Genomic DNA, 21,564 nt, shown 5'->3' on the forward strand with positions numbered 1-21,564 from the left:
CGCTTCAAGCTCCGGCCTGGGAAACAAGCCCCCGGAATGGCGAGCCCGGCGTCCCGCTCCGCGCCCTGCGACGCCAAAAAAGCCCCTCAAACGATCGCGGAAACCCCTGTCACGGCCCGGCCCACGATGAGCGAGTTGATCTCGAACGATCCCTCGTAGGTGTAGATCGCTTCGGCGTCGGCAAAGATCTTGGCCATCTTGTAATCGGTCACAATGCCGTTTCCGCCGAGGATTGACCGGCCCATGGCCACGGTTTCGCGCATGCGGGCGCTGCAATAGGACTTGGCCAGCGCAACTTGGGCCATCTGGGCGCCGCCGTGCCGCACTCCCTTGCTGTCGGTGTACATGTCTTCCTGCAGCTGGGCGATCCGTACCATCATGCCCATACTGGCCACGGCATTTCCGAGCATGTCCACCAGTTGCTGCTGGATGAGCTGGAACTTCGCCAACGGCCGGCCGAACTGCTGGCGTTCAAGCGCGTACTGCCGTGCGACGTCGAACGCCGCCAACTGCTGCCCCACGGCCTGCCAGGCCACCATGAGCCTGGAACCGCGCAGCAGATGGTTGGTATCGGCGAAACTGTTGATCCCGGCGAAACGGTCCGCCTCGGCAATCCGGACGTCTTTGAGGCCAATGTCGGCGTTTTGCACGGTACGCAGGGCGATCTTGTTCTCGATCTTGGTGCGCGTCACTCCGGGAAGGGTGGCGTCCACGATGAAGCCGCGGATGGCACCGTCAGCCTCGTCCCGGGCCCAGACCAGCACGTGATCGCAGAACGTCCCGTTGCCGATCCAACGCTTGGCGCCGTTGAGCACCCAGCAGTCGCCGCCGTCGTCGGCTCCCCCGACGACCCTCCGGGCCATCGTCTGCATGCCGCCCGCCACGTCGGAACCGTGGTCCGGCTCGGTGAGCGCGAAGGCTCCGGTGGTCCTCAGATTGGAGGCGTCGTCCAGGTATCGGTCCTGTTGCTCCTTTGAACCGAATTCGTAGAGTGCCTCGATGAAGAGGTCGTGGTGGACCATGAAGAACGTGGCAATGGAGGTGTCCACACGAGTCATTTCCGCAATGACGAGCCCGGCGAACAGATTGCTGTAGCCGCGGTGGGTCGGGGTGCTCAGGCGAAGGGCGGCGAGCTTGGGCAAGATGTGCGCCGGGAACTCGGCCTTGTCCCACCAATCCTTGGCGTAGGGCGCGATTTCCGTGGCAAGGAATTCCCGGAGTTCATTGAGCTTGCGTTGTTCCTGGACGCTAAGGAGCGATTCGAAATCGAAAAAATCCGCCCCGGGCAAAGAGTCAGGCAGAGATCCGGGAGAACCCGGCGAACGCTCGACGCCGGCCGCCACCTTATGCGTCCGGCTCACTTGGGTGCCATCCGGATAGCGCCGTCAAGGCGGATGGTTTCTCCGTTGAGCATGGCGTTTTCCACGATGTGCGCCACCAGGTTGGCATATTCGGCGGGCCGTCCGAGACGGGAGGGGTGCGGTACCTGCTGGCCCAGGGACAGTTGTGCATCCTGCGGCAATCCTGCCAGCATGGGGGTTTCGAAGATGCCCGGCGCGATGGCCATGACGCGTATCAGCGAGCGCGCCAGTTCGCGGGCCAGGGGCAGTGTCATGGCGGCCACCGCCCCCTTGGACGCGGCATATGCGGGCTGCCCGATCTGGCCGTCGAACGCCGCCACGGAGGCCGTATTGATGATGACGCCGCGTTCCTCGCCACCGAGCTCGGTAGACACAGGCTCGTTCCGGGCCATCGCGGCTGCGGCCAGGCGGATCACGTTGAAGGTGCCTACGAGGTTGATCTGGATGACCCGGTTGAAGTTCTCCAGCGGAAGCACGCCGTCCTTGCCAAGCACCTTGCCCGGGGTTGCGATACCGGCGCAGTTGACCAGGATCCGGAGCGGGCCAAGGGCGACGGCGGCATCCACCGCGGCCTGTACCTGATCCTCGTTGGTGACGTCGGCGGGGACGAACACCGCTTTGCCTTCGGCTCCCGAGGCATTGAGTTCGGCAGCGAGGGACTCACCCGGTGAAGAGCGGAGATCAAGCAGCACGATTGTTGCTCCGGCGTCGAGCAATCGCCTGGCGGTCGCTGCCCCCAGTCCCGAAGCTCCACCGGTTATCAACGCCACTGCGCCCTTGATGTCCATCCATCCTCCTTGATGCAGAACCAAAATCCGTTAATGCATGTTAACTGAATCACGTTGATTGTGCACTGTGGAGGGCAAGTTATTCACGCTGTCGCGTTAAGCTGTCACCATGCCAGCCCCCGGAACGCCCGAAACGCCGGATTGGGCCGCGCGGGCCAATGACGCCGCGCGTTCGGTGACCCGGTATTTCGGTCGGCGCCTCGTCTTCCTCCCGGGAACCCATCTCGCTGCGTCGGTACGGCCCAGCAAGGGTCTCTCGAAGCCTTTCCAGCCATGGAACTACTGGTGGCAGGCGCATTACGTCGATTGCCTCGTGGACGCCGGCGTGCGCGAGCTGGCTTCGGGATCAAGGTTCGACGGCGCCACCCGGCCCAGCGCTGGCCATCTGGCTTCACGCCTGGTCACCACCATCCGCTTGCGCAACTTCCTGCGCTACGTCAACAGCTACTACGACGACATGGCATGGCTGGCCCTCGCAACCCTCCGCCTGGACGGCTTGGCCGAGAAAGCGCACAAGCCGGGCCGCCGACGCAACGCCCGGTTGCAGAAAAGCCTGTCGCCGCAGTTCGAGTCGGCCTCCACGGACCACATGGGTGGAGGCACCTTCTGGAACACCACACGAGATTTCAAGAACACCCCTGCCACGGCCCCCGTAGCCCTGCATTTCGCCCGGACCGGCAAGCCTCAGCGGGCCCAAGGGCTACTGGACTGGCTCGACGCCACACTCTACGAACCCACCCGGGGCCTCTACCTTGACGGTGCCAAAATCCAAGAAGGCAAACTCGTCCTGGCGGAGGAGATCTACACCTACAACCAGGGCCCGGTACTCGGCACCTTGTTGGAACTGGGTGGGGAAGCGAACCTTGCACGCGCAGCCGCGCTGGTGGGCTCGGTGGCGGCGCATCTGACCGTGCACGCCTCTCCCAAACGGCAGGAGAAACTGGTCCTGCGCGGCGAAGGAACCGGCGACGGCGGACTCTTCACCGGGATCCTGGTCCGCTACTTGGCGCTCGCCGCAAAGGACCTGCGTTTGCCTGCCGTTACCCGGGCCACCGCCCGCCAATTGGTGCTCGACACCGCGGAGGCGCTCTGGACGGGGCGTGCCACGCGCACCGACGCTGTCGGCAAGACTTCCGGAAAGTACGACGGCGGTGGCTCGCTGATGTTCTCGACGGAACCCCAGCGCCCGGCCACCGAAACGTACCCGGCGGGCACCGCCGTCGAACTCTCCACGCAACTGCAGGCATGGATGATGCTGGAAGCCGCTTCGCGAGTCCAGTAATTGTCAGTGCCGAGGCCTAGTCTGGAGCTGTGAACCCTTCACCGAGTCCGTTGCCTGTCACAGTGCTCGCTCCGCCCGCGGAATGGTGGCAGATCGTCAGTGCGCTCAGCCCGCTCGCAGTCCTTGTGGCGGCGATCGTTGCCGCGTTCGTGGGCCTCCTGTCCCTGCGGCAGAAGGCCCGGTCGGATAACAGGTCCGAGTGGTGGCGCCGCGCTCAATGGGCGCTGGACGCGTCCCTGTCCCGCAGTCGCTCCGAGGCCGAAATGGGGCAGAAAGCCATCGAGCTTCTGGGCCACAGCGAGCTCGCGTCCCGGGAGGAACTCGAGCTCCTCAAAGTCGGCACGGAGGACGCGCTCCTGGCAGCCGCCACAGCATCCGAAACCCGTACCGTTTCGCCGTCGCAGCGTCCCGCCTCGGTGAGCCCCGAGGACCGCAAGGTCCAGATCGCCGCAGCCAAGGCCAGGGTCACACTCGACAAGCGGCTCGGCGAGGACACCCCTGAGTGGATCGCTGCCCTGGCCCGGGAAACCCGCGGGTAAGTCTCCGGCTACTCTGCCACCGCGGGCTTTTTCTTCTGCGGATGCGGGGTCTCCTGCCGCGCCAGCATCTCCACGAAGCCGGCGATCTTCCTGGCCCGGGTCTCCGCCTTCTTCACCGCGTTGGTGCGGTAGATCAGGGAATAGCGATTGACCGCCGTCAGGACATCGAACATGGCCTGGGCTTCGGGAACGGCGGCGATGGCGGCAGCGAGGTCCTCCGGGACTTCCGCATCCGCTTGACCCACGTAGGCGGCCTCCCAGCGCCCGTCGGCCTTGGCGTCCTCGACGGCGGCCCGGCCGGCGGCGGTCATCTTCCCTTCGGCTTCCAAACGCGCAACGTGTGCAACGTTCCGTTTGGACCAAGGGCTTTTAGGGCCGCGGCGGGTCATGCGCTGGAAGACGCTCTCGTTGTCGCGCCTTCTGCCTTGGCCGTCGATCCACCCGAAACAGAGGCACTCATCCAAAGCAGCGGCGTAATCCAGTTCCGTCACGTTGCCGCCCTTTTTGTGCAGTACGAGCCACACGCCGGGGCTATCGGCGCCGTTCTTTTCGAGCCAGGACCGCCATTCAGCAGCGTCTTTGACGATCAGTTCTTCAAGTTCAACAGCCATGGCCCCATTCTGGTGCGAGTTAGGCTGAGACGAAAGCCCACTCGACCCATGTCCCGGAGGATCCATGCTGCGCGTCCGCCCCGTCCAGTTCACCTCCGACATCGCTGGCTGGAAGCACCTTCTTTCGGCGCTGGGCCTCGTGTGCGTCGCGGACCACGGCGCTTGGGTGGAGTTCGATTCCGGCGCGGGCCGGATCGCCCTACACCGCACGGCCCTTGGCTCGCCCGACGACGGCACAACGGTGTTCGGCGTCGAAGTAGGGGATCTGGCCGAGTTTGCGCGCCGCACCACGGCGGACGGAACCCGGGCCGAACTGATCGACGCCGATCATGGCCAGGCCGTCCGTATCGTCGCGCAGGACGGCTTCAGCTTCCTCGCGGACAAGGCGGCCAGCCGCAGCACCAGCCCTGAAGCGGATCCGCGACTCGCCGTCGTCGGGACCTGGCTCACCCCGGACGTTCAGCAAGCCGCGCGGGAGTTGCGCAACATCGGCGCGCGGCCGCGGCACATGTCCACTGGCGCCGCGGATTTCACTACGAAGAACGGCGGCATCCTTGTGGTCCGGAAATCCGCGGAAACTGCCGCGGGCGGCCTCGCTTTCGAGTACGACGGCGACCTCGCGGCCGTGGACACCCGGCTCGCCGCCGCGGGCCTCGGCTCAGCCATGGTCGGCTCGGTCCTGACGATCCCGTTCCCCGGGGAAGGCACCATCCGGGTGGCGAGTGCACCATAGCCCAACGCTCCCTCACCTATACCCGCCCTTCCACCAACGCTCCTGCACCTATATCGGTATTTCCCACGACCCGTCTGCAGATCATCTGAAGGAGCGTTCCCGATTTTTCCCCCAAACGTGAGCGAGCGTTCCAGGTTTTGGGATCGACGCAATCCTGGCTCTCTGATTGCTAAGCCTCGGAACAGCAAGGGATGGGGTAGAACTTAACCATGAGTGTTCGTACCCCTGACCCCTACTCCGGCTGGCTTTCCGATGAAGACCTCTTCGAAGCCCGCGGCCGCCTCCCCATGGTTTATGTAGAGGCGGTTCCCGTGCGTTTGGATCCGCTCGGCTTCGTCAACGAGGTGGGCACCCTGCTTCAGGGCGATGCCGACGGCACCATGGTCCGGTCCTTCGTTTCCGGCCGCGTGCTTTACCGCGAAACCATCCGGGCAGCGCTGCTGCGGCACATGGAGAAGGACCTCGGGCCTCTCGCCTTCCCGCAATTGCCTGTCAGTCCCGTGCCCTTCACGGTGGCCGAGTACTTCCCGGCGCCGTCACAGACCGGCTTCACGGACGACCGCCAACACGCCGTGTCCCTGGTTTACGTCATCCCTGTGACAGGCGAGTGCGAACCGCGCCAGGACGCCCTCGAGCTGACGTGGATGACCCCGCAGGAGATCCTGGGCCACGACGTCCAGCAGGAATTCAGCGGCGGACGCAGCAACCTGGTGCGCCAGGCCCTGGCTTTCGCTGGGGTCGGACAGTAGCCGCACCGTCAGTCAGTAGCTGCCTCCCCCACTTGTTCGGTGGGGTTTTATAGACTGTTGGGCGGACCCCAAGAGAACCAAAGGACTTCCGATGACTCACAGCCCAGCCGACCAGCAGTACCGTGAAAAGCAGGCTGGGGCCCTGCAAGTCGGAGACTACCTGTTCCTCCCCGGAGATGGTCCCGCGGAGGAAATCACCCACATCGAGGTCGAACAGGATGACTTTGGCGTTCCCGCACTCATCTTGGTGACCACCATCGCTGGCGGGAAAGTGCGGATCGCAGTCGGGTCCGGCGTGCCGGTGGGCGAGGCAGTTGCCGCCCCCGACGCCGCAGCTTCCAACGAAGGTGACGCGCCCGCAGAGGCGATTCCCGCCGTCGTCGTACCTCCGCTGCCAGCCGTGGCGCCCACTGTCAGCGGGTCTCTTGTGCCGGGTCCCGCTCAGCTCGCACTGATCCCGGTGCCGAGCGATTCTCCCGAGGACGTGGTGGCCGCCGCTGCCGAAGCGCACCCCGGCAGGAACGGCGTCGCGGTCCTCAGCGAACGGCTGGTGAAGGGCATCAACACGAAATCGGGAAGCTGCTTGCGGGATGTGAGCGATCTGGCGCACGATCTCTTCATCGAGCTGCGGGATCCGGACAACGCCCTGGCCGTGGCCGACATCCTCAATGTGCTTCCCTACGACGGAAACCGCGACCGGTGGATGTCCGTTGAACGCGCACTCGCCCTTTCGAGCTTCATTTGCCGCGAGCTCGGCCAAACGGAGCGCGCAGAGGTCTACGACCAGCTCCTGCAAGCGCCGGACACCCTCGAGACAGACCCGTTCAAGGCCCGGATCGCCGCCAAAGTCCGGCAGCGCGGGCTCAACGAACCGAACCTGTATGACAAGGAAATCTTCCGCTCCATCGACAACGGCAATCGCGACGCCGAGCGCGAATGGCGGCTACTTCGGCTCGAAAACCTGCTGTTCCTGCGCGCACACGGGGGCTCGAACACCCTCAGCGTAGGTGAACTCGATCACCGGATCGCGAACGAACTCGAGGCCGTGCGCGCCTAAGCGCTATCAGAGGATTTCACAAGACCTGTCGTGTTCGCTCCAACGGCGGTAGATTCGGGCCATGACGAACAATCTGAGCGTTGTGATTAATGCCGACGCGCAGCAAGTTTGGACTTCGCTGCGCGAACCGTCACTCGTGGCTCAATGGCACGGCTGGGAAGCCGACGAGCTTGGCGACGAAATCAACCAAATCTATTTCACCACCAACGTAGTTGAGGGTCCGGAGCACACATCCCTGACCGTCAATGGCGGAGACGTCTTCGAGCTCACTCCCGTCAGCGGAGGCACCGAGGTCCGCGTGACGCGGGCTGCCTTGGACCACGACTCCGAGTGGGCCGCTTGGGACGAGGACATCACCCAGGGTTGGTTGACGTTCCTGCAGCAGCTCCGATTCGCCCTCGAACGCCATCCGCACGGACACCGGCGTACGCATTTCGTTTCGTTGCCCGGCGGTAGCGGTTCGGGGCTCCAGAAGCTCGGCCTGTCCGACGTCCCGTCTCCCGGCGAGGATTACTCCCTGACCCTGCCGACTGGCGAGGCCATCTCCGGCAAGGTCTGGTTCCGAAGCAATCACCAAGTGGGCCTCACCGTGCACAGCTACGCGGAACACGGGGACGGGCTGCTGATTGTGGCCGACCAGCCTGTCATTCCGGAAAAGAGGCCCGACGGCGGCACTATCGTCATCGCTTCGACCTACGGCTTGGGTGCCGGCAGCCTGGACTCGATCCGCTCGCACTGGGATAGCTGGAAGGCTGAGAACTACCCCACAGAGGTCCATTCGCACTGACGATTCGCGCCTTGGGGCTGGCAGACTGTAACGGTGCCAGCCGATTCCTCCTTGCCCCCTTCCGCGTCCGGTCCTGCCCCGGCCGCTGCCCAGCAGTCCACATTCTCCTTCGAGGTGGGCGCGCGACTCAGCGAAACGCGCCCGCCGTCGTCGGGCCAGCGTGAGGTAAACGACGGCGGCGGCAGCCGTCACGACGGCGAGCGCGGGGAGTTCCTGGGCAGAACCGGCACCATCACCACGCCGCACGGCCAGATCCAGACGCCCGCGTTTATCGCCGTCGGGACCAAAGCCACGGTCAAAGCGGTGCTGCCCGAATCCATGAAGGACCTCGGCGCACAGGCTTTGCTGGCCAATGCGTACCACCTGTATCTGCAGCCGGGTCCGGAGATCCTGGACGCGGCGGGCGGCCTCGGTGCGTTCATGAATTGGGATGGGCCTACGTTCACGGACTCGGGCGGCTTCCAGGTGATGAGCCTCGGCTCTGGGTTCAAGAAGGTCATCGACATGACCTCGGTGGACATGTCCGGTCCTGACGACGCCGTGGCCCCCGGTAAGGAGCGGCTGGCGCATGTGGACGAGGACGGCGTCTGGTTCAAGTCGCACCTGAACGGGGACCGGCACCGTTTCTCGCCCGAGATCTCCATGCGGGTGCAGCACCGGATCGGCGCAGACATCATGTTCGCCTTCGACGAGTTGACCACGCTGCAGAACTCCCGTGGCTACCAAGAGGAGTCGTTGGAACGGACACGTCGCTGGGCCGAGCGCTGCGTCGTCGAGCATGAGCGGCTGACTGCCGAGCGGGTGGGGAAGCCGTACCAAGCGCTGTTCGGCGTCATCCAGGGTGCACAGTACGAGGATCTTCGCCGCAAGGCCTGCCGGGACCTGGGCGGAATGCCCTTTGACGGATTCGGTATCGGGGGCGCCTTGGAAAAGGAGAACCTCGGCACCATCGTGCGTTGGTGCAACGAGGAACTTCCCGAAAACAAGCCGCGGCACCTCCTTGGCATCTCCGAGCCGGACGATATCTTTACGGCCATCGAAAACGGCGCCGACACCTTCGATTGCGTCTCCCCCACCCGGGTGGCCCGCAATTCGGCCTTTTACACGCCGTCTGGACGGTTCAACCTGTCGGGCGCGCGCTACAAGAAGGATTTCGGACCCTTGCAGGACGGCTGCGACTGCTACACCTGCGCCAACTATTCGCGGGCGTACATCCACCACCTGTACAAGGCCCACGAGATGGTCTCGGCCACGCTCATCTCCATCCACAACGAGCGCTTCGTAGTGAAGATGGTGGACGACGCGCGGTTGGCTATTGAATCCGGGGACTTCTTCGAATTCAAGGGAGAGACCCTGGGGCGGTACTACTCCTAGCCTTCACACCGACGCCGAAATCGCCGGAACGGTGCGGGTTCGCCGGAGCGTTCAGGCGACCTAGCACTGTTCCGGCGACCCCACGTTTTCCACATAGCCGAGCAAGCAGCTTCCGTTGGCCCAGCCGGCGAACAAGGCTGGATCAATGACGCCTTCCCAGCCACTTTCGCTCCCGGACAAGGGAAACCTTTGGCGCACCGATCAACTTCACGCACACGGCCTCAATTCCCGTGCAATCCTGCACTTGGTGCGTCGCGGCCAGCTGGTCCGGCTACGGTATGGCTGCTACATTCGGGCCGCGCTCTGGGCGAAGCAATCCGCCTGGATCCGTAGTACTCAATTGATTTACGCCCATGCGCATGGAACGCTCACGACGTCGACGGGAGACTACGTATATAGCCACACCTCGGCGGCGCGGCTGCACCGCCTTTTCCTCTGGGACGTTGACGACCTGATCCACATCCTGCTGCGGGTCCGGCCGTCCAACGAGCGCCTTGGCAAGGATGTCCGCGGTCACACCAGGCCTTTCGCCGAGACGGACATCGTGACAATCGGAAACCTGCGGGTCACGTCTTTGGAGCGGACGGTGGTGGATTGCGCCATGCTACTCAGCTACAGGCACGGGCTGGTGCTCATGGATCATGCATTGAGGCTTGGCGCTGATCGTGCGCTAATGCAGGCCATGGCCGAGGCATTGGATGGCCGACGCGGCGTCAGGAAGCTTCGACAGGCCTTGGCCAACGCTGATCCGCGATCCGAGTCGGCCGGCGAAACCCTGTGTCGGGAACTCATCTCGCGGCTGAAGCTGCCCATGCCTGAACCCCAGGTTGAAGTGCAGAGCCGGGCAGGCCGGCATCGGCTCGACTTTGCCTGGCGGGAGGCAAAGGTAGCGTTGGAATTCGATGGCAGAGTCAAATACTTCGATTTCAAGCGAACGGATGAGGTGATTTTCCAGGAGCGGCGCCGGGAAAAGGCCCTTAGCGAGGATGGTTGGCGTTTCGTCCGCGTGGAGTGGAAGCACCTCTTTCGCGAGGAGGAATTCAAGAGCCGGCTACTGAAGGCCCTCCGCCGTTAGCCTGCCGCCGTCGAGATCGCCGGAACGCGCCCTGGTCGCCGGAACGTTCGGGCGAGCCGGCACCGTTCCGGCGAGCTCGCCCCGGGGAGACGCTCAGGGACGGTCCGCCATCGTCACGCCGATCACTAGGAGCACCACATTGAGCACGACGGCGGGCGTCACCAGGACCTCGGGGGCGTTGAAAAGCATGCCCAAGGCCAGCGGGACCACGGCGAAGAGGCACAGCACGTAGCCTCGGATCCTGGTTCCCAGCATGGCAGGCCCGCTCCGTCCAAGCTGCATCAGGTACACCAGCTTGGTCAGGTCTTCCGGCTGGCGGAACGCACGTCGCAGCATTCCGGCACCCAGACCGCCGCCCGCCGCCGCTCCCAGGACGAGGAGCTCCACGCGGAAACCGCCAGCCAGCACGAAGAATCCGGCAGCCGCCGTCGTCCACAACGACATCAGCAAGACCGGCAACGCGACGTGGACCCAGCGCGAAGCTGTCCTGGAAATCGGGAGGAGCGCGTCGAGGCTTGGAGCCATGCGCAGCTGCCAGAGTGGCCCTGCCGCCGCAGTGGCAGAGAAGATCACCGCGGCAAGCAACACGGGAAGCAGGATGATGGGCGAATCGAACGTCCGGACCAGCCCGGTCAAGGGAACGACGGCGAGACCCAGTCCCCAGCGCCACAGCCGGCCGGGTTGCCGGGCGAGCACGGTTGCCTCCGCGTGGAAGAGTGCGCCCGCTGCAGTCCTTGGCGTACCCGGGAGCCTGAACCTGCTCCGTTTGCCACCGCTGGAAAGCGAGGCACTGAGCTCCCCGGTGTCCATCAGCGTCAGCGCTGCCTGGACATGTCCCCTTGCGGAGCCTGCCTTGAGCAGCGAGGTCGTACGGACGGTGGAGAGCTTGTTTCGCATGCCCACAGCCGCAGCCACCAAGGCCACCGCAGGCGCGATCGCGAGGATCCAGTTTCCCTGCAACGTCCCGAACAGCATCGCGCCGAGAGCCGCCGAGGCAACCGCCAATACCCACTTTGTCGGTCCGCCTTGCCCGGCCGACGCCGCTGAACGCGTCTGGGCGAAGGCTGCGAGTGCCAGGATCGCCGCCCCGGTCAGCGCACCCGTCAGGATATACCCGGCAAACACTGGCGCGTTCGAGCCACTGATGATCGCGACGGGAATAGTCGCGAGAGCGCCGACGACGGCGGCAGCCAGGATGGCGCGACGCAAGCCTCGCGCTAAAAGGGGTTCGCGGTTGATGGCCAGCGAGTACCACCAATGCCGCTGATTCGCCGTGATGGCTAGTGGCCCGAGCCGGCTGGCCATCCAAAAGGCCGCGATGCCCAGGAGGCCAAACCCGGCAACCAGACCGTACTCCACGGGGACCACTCCGTAGTTGTCCGAAACCAGATGGCCTCCAAAGCCATGATTCGCCGCCGCGGTGAGCCCGTTGAGCAGGCCTGTCGCGTAGATCAGGGCGACGCCGAAGGTCAGGAATTGGACGTACAGCTCGTTGAGTCTGGAAAGCAGGGACTCACCGCGCGGTCTGATGACCTTGCGTGTGGCACGCTCGGGGTCGAAGTTGACGAACTCCGGTTGCGCTACCGAAACAGTGGACATGTTCACCTGCGGATCCTCGCCACGGCTTCGTCCGTGCCGACCACCTGCGCACCGCCGTCGTCGACAATCACGGCCCGCGTGCACGCGACCTGGGCGACGTCCGCATCGTGGGTAACCATGACCACAGCCGCATTCTTCTTGGCCGTCCGGGCAATCCGCTGCGCGAGCAGGCCGCGCATGCGGGTATCGAGCCGCTGTTCGGGCTCGTCCAATACCAGCAACTCGAAGGGCCGAATGAAGGCCGAGGCGAGGAGCAGCTTGCGACGCTGTCCAGAGGAAAGCTGATCGGGAAACGCGTCCGCCACGGTTCGGAGTTCAAAGAAGTCGATCTCATCCTCCACCGCCGCATCGGGGTTGGGAAGTCCATGCCCCCGGGCCACCAAGGAAAGGTGCTCGCGGACCGTGAGGGAATCGAAGTAGGCATCCTCGTCCAGGAGCACCGAGACTTTGCTGCGGAACAGGGCCGAGCGGTCGTCCGGCATCAAGCCGAGCACTTGGGCATCGCCTTCGATCGCGGCCTGCGCGCCGATCATCGTGCGGAGCAGCGTCGACTTGCCAGCCCCGTTTTCGCCGACCATCCCGAGCACCTGCCCGGAGAAAACTTCGACGTCGAGCGGCCCACACACGGCGTGCTCACCATAGCCCGCAACAAGATTCTCGGCCGTCAGCACGGCTTTTCCCAGCTTCATCCTCTGAAACTACCGGACTTCCCTGCGGTTCCCCTGAGCCAACCGCTGTCGTGCTTTGCCGGAACGCTCCCTCACCTATGTCGCCTTCCGACGGAACGCTCCCGCACCTATGTCGCGATTTCGGGTACTTAGGCCCAGTAGCTAGGCTCGCGCTTCTTGATCCACCCAATGACCAAGGACGTAACAGGCACGAGGATGTACTGCACTCCCACCTTGTAGACGAAGCCGACCACCAGGTAATTTACGAAACCTCCGAAATCCGTGATGCCGATCACCGAGGCCGCAATGCTACAGAAGATGAGCGTGTCCACGAACTCCCCCACACCGGATGAACCCATGAGCCTGGCCCAGAGGGTTTTCTCGCCTGAACGGGCTTTCATTTTGACCAGGATGAGGGAGTTGATGGTCTGGCCGGCGAAAAAAGCAAGCAGCGAAGCCAGGACAATCTGCGGAACCGGCCCCAGCGCACCCTCGATGGCGGCCTGTTTGGCGGTACCGTAATCATCGTTGAAACCGGGCAGCGCGATGATGATCCAATAGCAGAGCGATGCGAACGCTGACAGGGCGAACGAGGTGATGATCGCTTTGCGGGCCACCTTAAAGCCGTAAATCTCACTCATGACATCGCCAAGAATGTAGGCGAGCGGGAACAGAAAGAACCCGCCATCTGTGATGATCGGACCGAAGGCGACCCCTTTGGCCGCGCCAATGTTGGAGAGAATCACCACCACGGCCATGCATGCCAACATGATGCCGAAGTACGGAGACCCTATTGACGCGAAGCGCGGCGTGGGTTTATTAAGGGTCTGGGATTCTGGAGCTGTCGTCATCGCTTGTCCGTTCGTAGTGGTTCGCGCAGGCGGCCGGAGTGGGCACGGCGCCCCGCTGTATTAGCACTGTTGGTGGTCCCGCTTGCAAACCGCGGAGCCTCCCTTATTCTCGCATCGAGGAACAAAGAATCATGGATCCGCCCGTATACCCGTTGGTCCGCCCATCACCGATGCCCCTGCAGATATAGCCCCAAATCCTGCGACGCTCGCTCACCAGACATGAGCGAGCGTCGCCCCAAAACCTCACACAAGTGAGCGAGCGACGGGGAGGAAGGGAAGGGGACGACGACGGCGGGCGCCAAAGAGTTAGGCGCTGACGGGGTCCTGATCATCAGCACGTGAGTTGTCGTCCGCGCGCGGGGAGCCGAAGGCACTCCCCTGTTCCTCGTCCAGATGGGTGGACTTCTTGTTCTTCAGGGCGAAGATGTAGACCAGCAGGGAAATGCCAATGGCGACGGTGACGTAGGTGAAGAAAACCTCCACTTGGCCGGCTTTCTGGAGGGCAGCACCCACCAAGGGAACCGTTCCGCCGAACAGCGAGTTGGCGATCGCGTACCCGAGGCCCACGCCAAGCGCGCGGATGGACGAGGGGAAGAGCTCGGCCTTCACCAAGGCATTGATGGAGGTGTAACCTCCCACGATCAACAGTCCGCCCATCATCAAAAGGAAGGCCACGAACGGGTCCGTGGTTCCGCCCAGCGCAGACAACAGCGGCCAAGTGCACAACACACCGAGGATGCCGAACCACAGCAGAAGCGGCTTGCGGCCGACCTTGTCCGAAATCATGCCGTAGACCGGCTGCAGGCACATGAAGATCAGGAGCGCCCAGAAGTTGATCTGGCTGCTGGTTTCCTTGGCGATGCCGCTGGTGTTTTGCATGAAGGACAGGATGAAGTTGGTGTACGTGTAGAAGGCCACTGTGCCGCCTAGGGTCACGCCGATGCAGATCAGCAGCGAGCGCCAGTGCTTGGTGAAAAGCAACTTCAGGGTGCCCGGCTGGGCCTCGCCGGCTGCCGGAGCCGTGGCCGCAGCGGTCTGCTCTGCGGAAATGGTCTCCTCCATGGAACGTCGGAGCCAAAGGACTACCAACGCAGCAAAGCCCCCGATGACGAACGGAATGCGCCAACCCCATCCGCCCAAAGCTTCCTTGCCGAGCGCCTGTTCCAGGATGACGAGCACCAACAGGGCCAGCATCTGACCACCGATCAGCGTGACGTACTGGAAGGAGGAAAAGAAGCCGCGGCGCTTGGCTGTCGCGGCCTCGGACATGTAGGTGGCGCTGGTGCCATATTCGCCGCCCACGGAGAACCCTTGGATCAACCGGATCAGTATCAGGAGCACCAAGGCCCACACTCCGATCACTTCCTTGGTGGGCAGGATCGCGATGGCGAAGGACCCTGCGGACATCATGGTGACGCTCACGGTCAGGGCGGCCTTGCGCCCCTTGCGGTCGGCATAGCGGCCAAAGAACCAGCTGCCGATAGGGCGCATCAGGAAGGTCACGGCGAAAACGGCCATGGCCTCCAAATTGCTTTGCAGCGGGTCTTTGGAACTGAAGAAATGGGATGCGAAATAGGCGGAGAACGCCGTGTAGATGTACACGTCGTACCACTCCACAAGGTTGCCTGCCGAGCCCTTGAGGATATTGCCGACGGCCTTGCGCGTCCGGGCCGCCTCACTCTGGGGCGCTGCTTGCTGGGTGCTCATCAATGAACCTTCCTGGGGATGCCGCAGCCACCGGCCGGGCCGTCGCCACCGTACCGCTGGGTAACTTACCGGCTGGCGTTTCGGTCATATTGGTCGCCCACCAAGCGCTTCGGCTCCTCGCCCTGAATGCCTTCTCGACGTGTCAGGGGCTCGGGGCACTGACAATTGTCCTGCACAGCGGTAACATGCGCCCATGCAAGCCATCAAGAAAGCTGCCGCCGTTGCGCCGCGAAGATCTTGAGCACGCCATCCGGGCTGCTACCGACATCATTCATGGCGACCGGGTGATCGTGATCGGAAGCCAGTCAATTTTGGGGTCCTTCACGGAGGACGAGTTGCCCGCGGCGATCACCATGTCCGATGCGGTGGACATTGCCCCGTTTGCCGATGACGACGTCGGCACTCTTGCGGACAGCATCGATTCGGCGCTTGGTGAGTGGTCGCCTTTCCACAAAGAGTTCGGGTTCTATGTCCAGGCTGTCGAAAGGGAGACCGCAGTGCTCCCCGCCGACTGGGAGTACCGCCTTGTCGGTGTACGCAATGTCCGGACCCGGAACAGCACCGGGCTTTGCCTGGATCCCTACGATCTTTGCGCGGCGAAGCTCATTGCGGCACGCCTCAAGGACCATGCGTTCGTTCTGGCACTCATCGAGTCATCCCTCATCGACCGCGTGCAGCTCGTGGACAGAATCCGGCTAATAGACCCGTCCGAGCCTCGCCGCGATGCGGCTTTGTCCTGGGTCATGTCCCTCCGAAACTGAAGGAGCAAAAGCTATGACCAAGGTAGTGGCACTCATGTCCATGTCCCTTGACGGCTACGTGGCAGACCTTGAGGACGGCGTCGACGAGGTCTTCGACTGGTACTTCGCCGGTGACGTCGACGTCCCAACCACCAAGCCGGACTTCACCTTCCACGTTTCCGCAGCAAGCGCGGAGCACTTGCGGGCTTTGATGGGTGAAGTGGGCGCGATGCTCACCGGACGGCGCACCTCAGACCGGGCCAGCGCTTGGGGAGGGCAGCACCCGTTCGGGGTGCCGGCGTTCGTCGTGACCCACGAGGTGCCCGAGGAATGGTCCGATTCCGACTCAACCGTGCATTTCGTCACCGACGGACTGGAAAGCGCTGTCGCACAGGCAAAGGCAGCCGCCGGCGACAAGATCGTGGGGATGCACGGCGCCGACACCATTCGGGAGTGCCTCGACACCGGGCTGCTCGACGAAATCCGGATCGACCTGGTTCCGTTGCTGCTGGGCTCCGGCATCCGGCTGTTCGATCGTCTGGAGAACGCGCCGGTCACTTTGGGCAACCCGACCGTTGTCGAAGGGGTGGGTGTCACGCACTTGAGCTACCCTGTCATACCCCGGTAGGCGTCGGTGTCACGCCAGACGAGTTTTTGGGTCCACATCATGGGCCAATCCGCGGAATTCCGGGGTGGTTCAACCCCAGGGAATCCAAAAAGTTGCGTGGCGTGACGCGTCCCAAGCAACAGCCCCGCACAAGAACTACCCCGAGTGCGCCTCCAGGAACGCGTACACCTCGGTCTCGTCGACGCCGGGGAACGCGCCGGGCGGCATGGCGGCCAGCAGGTGCGAGTGGGCGCGGGCGGACGGCCAGGCGTTGCCTGCCCAGGAAGAAGCCAACGACGCCGGCGGGCGCTTGCAGCAGTTCGGGTCCGGACACGTGGAAGTAGCCCGCGCCGTCGTCTCCCTCCCGCGGAACCACTTCACGTGCTGGTAAGGCACGCCGATGCTGAGCGAAAACTCCCCGGCCGCCGAGCGCTCCGTACGAGCGGTGCACCAATAGGTGCCCGAGACGGTGTCCGTGTATTGGCTGTAGGCGCTGAACTTGTCCGGAACGTCGAACACGGCACGCGAAGTCCATGCCTTGCATGCCGGCTGCCCCTCGATCGCGCCCGTGTGGTCCTGGGGGAAGGCTACGCCGTCGTTCTCGTAGGCCTTGTAGATGATGCCGCTCTGGTGGGTTTTCTGGAAGTGCGTCGTGATGCCCAAGTGTTTCGTGGCCAGGTTGGTGAAGCGGTGTGCCGCTGTTTCGTAGGAGACGGCAAAGGCGTCCCGGATGTCCTCGACGGCGATCTCCTTGGCCGCTTTCGCCTTCTGCAGGAACTCCAGGGTGGCGTGCTCGGGCAGGAGCAGCGCCGCGGCGAAATAGTTGGTGGCGACCCGCTGCGCCAGGAAGTCCCCGTAGCTCTTGGGCGTTTCATGGCCCAGGACGTAGTGTCCAAGGGCTTGCAGGAGCACCGAACGGGGATCATGGTCCTGCCGCTGGCTTTGCGTGAGATAAATTCGGTGATTCTTTAGATCGGTCACTGAACGGGTGGAATGGGGCAAATCACCCACATGGTGCAGCGTGAATCCGAGGTGGTCGGCGATGTCCGCAATGACGTGCTGGCTCAAGGGACCCGAGGTATATCCGACGCCCTTGAGCACCTTTTGCGCCTCGGCCTCGTACTCCGGAAAATAGTTGCCGCGCTCACGCATCATGGCACGTAGTTCACCGTTCGCGCGGCGGGCCTCTTCCGGCGTCGCGATCTGCTCGTTGAGCTTGCGCTCAAGCTCCTGCAGGAGCCCTACCTGCGACTCCAGCACGTCGAGCGGGAGCCTCGCGCTGACGCGGATTTTCGGCAGGTTCAGCGATTCATACAGGGGCCCGCGCTGGTACCGTTCCAGCTCGATTTCCAGGGCGGCGCGGCGGCTGGGCGGCTCCGCTCCGAGCAACTGGTCGATGCCCACATTGAGGGCGGCCGCGAGCTGCTTCAGTAGGCCCAGTTTGGGTTCCCGCTTGCCGTTCTCAATGAGGCTCAGCTGGCTAGGGGCGGTCCCGACGGCGGCACTCACGTCGTCGAGGGTCAGCCCGGCCTGCTTGCGCAGATACCGCACGCGGCGGCCCAGGCTGATGACGTCCAGTTCGGCGGTGGAAGCGGACGACGACGGCGGCGGTACTTCGCGGTTCCAGCTCACAGGTGACATTTCTTGAGGATACGCGAAGAAGTGCGTTTCTTTCCATGCTTTTCCTCTAGAAAGCCTCGTGGAAGTACTGAAAAGTAAGAACCACGGAAAGAAATACCACTCGGGACCAACCGGCCTGAACTGCAATGGCGCAGTGCGGGCCGGCCCCCGGGAGGGAAAGACAGAAAACACGGCACCACACTCAGTAGCGTCAAGGGAGACAGAACAATGACCGCAGCATTTGAGCCCACTCAGCAGACAGCAACCGAGCAGGCCGCCGCACTGGAGCTCGAATGGGCTGCCAGCCCGCGTTGGGAAGGCGTCACCCGCGATTACAAGGCCACCGATGTGGTCGGCCTCCGCGGCCGGGTCTCCGAGGAGCACACCCTGGCCCGCCGCGGATCCGAGAAGCTGTGGAAGCAGCTCACGGATGAGGCTGCGAGCGGCGGTTACACCAATGCTTTGGGTGCGCTGACCGGCAACCAGGCCGTGCAGCAGGTCAAGGCCGGGCTTCGGGCCATCTACCTTTCGGGCTGGCAGGTCGCCGCCGACGCCAACAACTCCGGCCACACCTACCCGGACCAGTCGCTCTACCCGGCCAACTCGGTCCCCACGGTGGTGCGCCGGATCAACAACGCGCTGCTCCGTGCCGACCAGATCGAGTACTCCGAGGGAATCCAGACCGTTGAGGACTGGCTGGTCCCGATCGTCGCCGACGCCGAAGCCGGTTTCGGCGGCCCGCTGAACGCCTACGAACTCATGAAATCCATGATCCAGGCCGGCGCCGCAGGCGTGCACTGGGAAGACCAGCTCGCCTCCGAGAAGAAATGCGGCCACCTCGGCGGTAAGGTCCTCATCCCCACCCAGCAGCACGTCCGGACGCTGAACGCCGCCCGCCTCGCTGCCGACGTCGCGGGCACGCCTTCGGTGATCATCGCCCGGACCGACGCCGAGGCAGCAACGCTGATCACCTCCGACGTCGACGAGCGCGACCAGGAATTCATTACGGGTGAGCGTACCGCGGAGGGCTTCTACAAGGTCCGGAACGGCATCGAACCCTGCATCGCCCGTGCCAAGGCCTACGCTCCGTATTCGGACCTCATCTGGATGGAAACGGGCACCCCGGACCTCGAGTTGGCCCGCAAGTTCGCCGAGTCCGTCAAGGCCGAGTTCCCGGACCAGATGCTCTCCTACAACTGCTCGCCGTCGTTCAACTGGCGCAAGCACCTGGACGACGCCACCATCGCGAAGTTCCAGCGTGAGCTCGGCGCCATGGGCTTCACGTTCCAGTTCATCACCCTGGCCGGCTTCCACGCCCTGAACTACTCGATGTTCGATCTCGCCCACGGTTACGCCCGTGAAGGCATGAGCGCGTACGTCGAACTTCAGGAAAAGGAATTCGCCTCCGAGTCCCGCGGCTACACCGCAACCAAGCACCAGCGCGAAGTCGGCACCGGCTACTTCGACGACATTGCAACTGCGCTCAACCCGAACGCATCCACCCTGGCCCTGGTGGGATCCACCGAAGAAGGCCAGTTCCACTAGCCCACTACTTTCCCCAACTAGATAGCAGTAGGTGTCGTTTTGAGCCCTCAAAACGACACCTACTGCGAGTCAGTTGGGATCCTCAAGAGGAGAATTCCCATGAACAGCTTCACTGACAATTGCACGATCAACGGCATCACGCTGACCGCCCAGCCCATTCACCGGCAGAACGAGGTCCTCACCCCGGACGCCTTGGAGTTCGTGGCAGCCCTGCACCGCGCGACGGCGGAGCGCCGCCAGGAACTGATGCAGGCCCGGCACGCCCGCCGCGGCCAGATCGCCGCCGGTCAGGATCCGCGGTTCCTCCCGGAGACCGCGGAAATCCGCAACGATCCGAACTGGCGCGTCGCTCCCCCGGCACCGGGTCTGGAGGACCGCCGCGTGGAAATCACCGGACCCGTTGACCGCAAGATGACCATCAACGCGCTCAACTCCGGCGCCAAGGTCTGGCTGGCCGACATGGAAGACTCCTCCACCCCCACCTGGCGCAACGTCATCCAGGGCCAGCTGAACCTCACCGACGCGCTGGAACGCCGCATCGACTTCACCTCCACCTCCGACGGCCGCAGCAAAGAGTACAAGCTCCGTGCCGCCGAGGACTTGCCGACCATCGTGGTCCGCCCCCGTGGCTGGCACCTGCCGGAAAAGCACATGCTCATCGACGGAAAGCCCGTCGCCGGCGGTGTGGTCGACTTCGGCCTGTTCTTCTTCCACAACGCCCGCCGCCTGCTCGCCCAAGGCAAGGGCCCGTACTTCTACCTGCCCAAGATCGAAAACCACCTCGAAGCGCGCCTCTGGAACGACATCTTCATCCAGGCCCAGGACCTCCTCGGCATCCCCCAGGGCACCATCCGCGCCACAGTGCTGATCGAGACCATCACCGCGGCATTCGAAATGGAGGAGATCCTGTACGAGCTGCGTGACCATGCTTCGGGACTGAACGCGGGCCGCTGGGACTACATCTTCTCGGTGATCAAGAACTTCCGCACCCGCGGCCCCCGCTTCGTGTTGCCGGACCGCGCGCAGGTGTCCATGACCCAGCCGTTCATGCGCTCCTACACCGAGCAACTCGTCCGGGCCTGCCACCGCCGCGGCGCCATGGCCATCGGCGGCATGGCCGCAGCCGTGCCCAACCGCAAGGACGAAGCCGCCAACACGGCAGCGTTCGAAAAGGTCCGCGCGGACAAGACCCGCGAGGCCGGCGACGGTTTCGACGGTTCCTGGGTTGCGCACCCGGATCTGGTTCCGGTGTGCCGCGAAGTGTTCGACGGCGTACTCGGCAAGCGTCCGAACCAACTGGACCGCTCACGTGAGGACGTTACCCCCGACGACCGCGCCCTGATCGACATCGCCGCCACCACAGGAACCATCACGGAGACCGGCATCCGGAACAACATCGAGGTCGGCATTCGCTACATCGAGTCCTGGCTGCGCGGAAACGGCGCCGTCGCCATCCACAACCTCATGGAAGACGCCGCCACCGCGGAAATCTCCCGCTCGCAGCTCTGGCAGTGGATCTTCTCCCGCGCCATCACCGACACCGGGGAACTCATCAGCCGCGAATGGGTCACCGACCTCCTGGACGAAGAGTTCGCACGCCTGGAACGCTTCGACGACGACCGCTTCAACGACGCCCGCAGCATCTTCGAAGAAGTCACCCTCGCCGAAGAATTCCCCACCTTCCTCACCATCCCGGCCTACGCCCGCTACCTCACGGAGGCCCGCGAAGAAGCCACCAAGGAAGAGCTCGTAGCCGCATAGTCCCCACCGGCGTGGGCCCACCGCCTGCTGGGCCGCCTGCACTCTTCGCAACAAGTGACCCCGATGGTCGGGGAGGCAGCCCAGCAGGCGGAACCCCGTCACTGCCCAAG

The 21,564-nt window shown here is 63.9% G+C and carries 20 protein-coding genes; 12 read left to right on the forward strand and 8 right to left on the reverse strand.

What is annotated here, in order from left to right; all coding sequences use genetic code 11:
• Positions 1-86 precede the first annotated feature (86 nt).
• Both ABD884_RS20625 and ABD884_RS20630 read right to left on the reverse strand, forming a co-directional pair.
• Entirely contained in the window at positions 87-1,343 is a 1,257-nt protein-coding gene (locus ABD884_RS20625; protein ID WP_345055116.1) for an acyl-CoA dehydrogenase family protein, read from the reverse strand.
• A gap of 14 nt (positions 1,344-1,357) precedes the next feature.
• Entirely contained in the window at positions 1,358-2,149 is a 792-nt protein-coding gene (locus ABD884_RS20630; protein WP_345051053.1) for an SDR family NAD(P)-dependent oxidoreductase, read from the reverse strand.
• Positions 2,150-2,258: 109 nt separating this feature from the next.
• On the opposite strand from ABD884_RS20630, the gene ABD884_RS20635 reads away from it, so the two are divergent.
• Positions 2,259-3,431 carry a glycoside hydrolase family 76 protein gene (locus tag ABD884_RS20635; protein WP_345051057.1) on the forward strand — a complete coding sequence of 391 codons (1,173 nt, stop codon included), beginning with the start codon at positions 2,259-2,261 and terminating at the stop codon, positions 3,429-3,431.
• 29 nt (positions 3,432-3,460) lie between these two features.
• On the forward strand, positions 3,461-3,970 hold the full coding sequence (locus ABD884_RS20640; protein WP_345051063.1) for a hypothetical protein: 510 nt from the start codon (positions 3,461-3,463) through the stop codon (positions 3,968-3,970).
• Positions 3,971-3,978: 8 nt separating this feature from the next.
• Here the strand turns inward: ABD884_RS20640 and ABD884_RS20645 are convergent, their stop codons facing one another.
• Positions 3,979-4,581 carry a YdeI/OmpD-associated family protein gene (locus ABD884_RS20645; protein WP_345051068.1) on the reverse strand — a complete coding sequence of 201 codons (603 nt, stop codon included), beginning with the start codon at positions 4,579-4,581 and terminating at the stop codon, positions 3,979-3,981.
• A gap of 64 nt (positions 4,582-4,645) precedes the next feature.
• Between ABD884_RS20645 and ABD884_RS20650 the strand changes: the two genes are divergently transcribed.
• From ABD884_RS20650 to ABD884_RS20675, 6 genes are all read left to right on the forward strand, one after another.
• Positions 4,646-5,314, forward strand: a complete 669-nt coding sequence (locus ABD884_RS20650) for a VOC family protein (protein WP_345051072.1) — start codon at positions 4,646-4,648, stop codon at positions 5,312-5,314.
• A 209-nt stretch (positions 5,315-5,523) separates the two neighbouring features.
• Positions 5,524-6,063 carry an NUDIX hydrolase family protein gene (locus ABD884_RS20655; protein WP_345051079.1) on the forward strand — a complete coding sequence of 180 codons (540 nt, stop codon included), beginning with the start codon at positions 5,524-5,526 and terminating at the stop codon, positions 6,061-6,063.
• Positions 6,064-6,154: 91 nt separating this feature from the next.
• Positions 6,155-7,120: a DUF6707 family protein gene (locus tag ABD884_RS20660; RefSeq protein ID WP_345051084.1), complete on the forward strand. Its 966-nt coding sequence runs from the start codon at positions 6,155-6,157 to the stop codon at positions 7,118-7,120.
• 61 nt (positions 7,121-7,181) lie between these two features.
• Entirely contained in the window at positions 7,182-7,907 is a 726-nt protein-coding gene (locus tag ABD884_RS20665; RefSeq protein ID WP_345051089.1) for an SRPBCC family protein, read from the forward strand.
• Between the two features lie 33 nt (positions 7,908-7,940).
• Entirely contained in the window at positions 7,941-9,281 is a 1,341-nt protein-coding gene (gene tgt / locus ABD884_RS20670) for a tRNA guanosine(34) transglycosylase Tgt (RefSeq protein ID WP_345051097.1), read from the forward strand.
• A 145-nt stretch (positions 9,282-9,426) separates the two neighbouring features.
• On the forward strand, positions 9,427-10,356 hold the full coding sequence (locus ABD884_RS20675) for a hypothetical protein (RefSeq protein WP_345051101.1): 930 nt from the start codon (positions 9,427-9,429) through the stop codon (positions 10,354-10,356).
• A 93-nt stretch (positions 10,357-10,449) separates the two neighbouring features.
• Here ABD884_RS20675 and ABD884_RS20680 read toward each other — a convergent pair whose 3' ends face one another.
• The 4 genes from ABD884_RS20680 to ABD884_RS20695 all read right to left on the reverse strand — a co-directional run bounded on the left by ABD884_RS20680 (position 10,450) and on the right by ABD884_RS20695 (position 15,181).
• Positions 10,450-11,955: a DUF6297 family protein gene (locus ABD884_RS20680; RefSeq protein ID WP_345055118.1), complete on the reverse strand. Its 1,506-nt coding sequence runs from the start codon at positions 11,953-11,955 to the stop codon at positions 10,450-10,452.
• A 2-nt stretch (positions 11,956-11,957) separates the two neighbouring features.
• Positions 11,958-12,644, reverse strand: coding sequence for an ABC transporter ATP-binding protein (locus tag ABD884_RS20685; RefSeq protein ID WP_345051107.1), 687 nt, complete (start codon positions 12,642-12,644; stop codon positions 11,958-11,960).
• A gap of 128 nt (positions 12,645-12,772) precedes the next feature.
• Positions 12,773-13,474 carry a queuosine precursor transporter gene (locus ABD884_RS20690; RefSeq protein ID WP_345051113.1) on the reverse strand — a complete coding sequence of 234 codons (702 nt, stop codon included), beginning with the start codon at positions 13,472-13,474 and terminating at the stop codon, positions 12,773-12,775.
• A 306-nt stretch (positions 13,475-13,780) separates the two neighbouring features.
• Positions 13,781-15,181, reverse strand: a complete 1,401-nt coding sequence (locus tag ABD884_RS20695; RefSeq protein ID WP_345051122.1) for an MFS transporter — start codon at positions 15,179-15,181, stop codon at positions 13,781-13,783.
• Positions 15,182-15,183: 2 nt separating this feature from the next.
• Here ABD884_RS20695 and ABD884_RS20700 point away from each other — a divergent pair, with 2 nt between their 5' ends.
• Positions 15,184-15,942, forward strand: a complete 759-nt coding sequence (locus tag ABD884_RS20700; protein ID WP_345051129.1) for a DUF6036 family nucleotidyltransferase — start codon at positions 15,184-15,186, stop codon at positions 15,940-15,942.
• Positions 15,943-15,955: 13 nt separating this feature from the next.
• On the forward strand, positions 15,956-16,549 hold the full coding sequence (locus ABD884_RS20705) for a dihydrofolate reductase family protein (protein ID WP_345051132.1): 594 nt from the start codon (positions 15,956-15,958) through the stop codon (positions 16,547-16,549).
• 135 nt (positions 16,550-16,684) lie between these two features.
• On the opposite strand, the gene ABD884_RS20710 is transcribed toward ABD884_RS20705, so the two are convergent.
• Positions 16,685-18,169 carry a helix-turn-helix domain-containing protein gene (locus ABD884_RS20710; RefSeq protein WP_345051136.1) on the reverse strand — a complete coding sequence of 495 codons (1,485 nt, stop codon included), beginning with the start codon at positions 18,167-18,169 and terminating at the stop codon, positions 16,685-16,687.
• 207 nt (positions 18,170-18,376) lie between these two features.
• Between ABD884_RS20710 and aceA the strand changes: the two genes are divergently transcribed.
• Positions 18,377-19,693: an isocitrate lyase gene (gene aceA, locus ABD884_RS20715; protein WP_345051141.1), complete on the forward strand. Its 1,317-nt coding sequence runs from the start codon at positions 18,377-18,379 to the stop codon at positions 19,691-19,693.
• A gap of 99 nt (positions 19,694-19,792) precedes the next feature.
• Positions 19,793-21,454, forward strand: coding sequence for a malate synthase A (gene aceB, locus ABD884_RS20720; RefSeq protein ID WP_345051148.1), 1,662 nt, complete (start codon positions 19,793-19,795; stop codon positions 21,452-21,454).
• Positions 21,455-21,564: the final 110 nt, after the last annotated feature.

It is taken from the genome of Arthrobacter methylotrophus, assembly GCF_039539965.1.
Taxonomy (GTDB): domain Bacteria; phylum Actinomycetota; class Actinomycetes; order Actinomycetales; family Micrococcaceae; genus Arthrobacter; species Arthrobacter methylotrophus.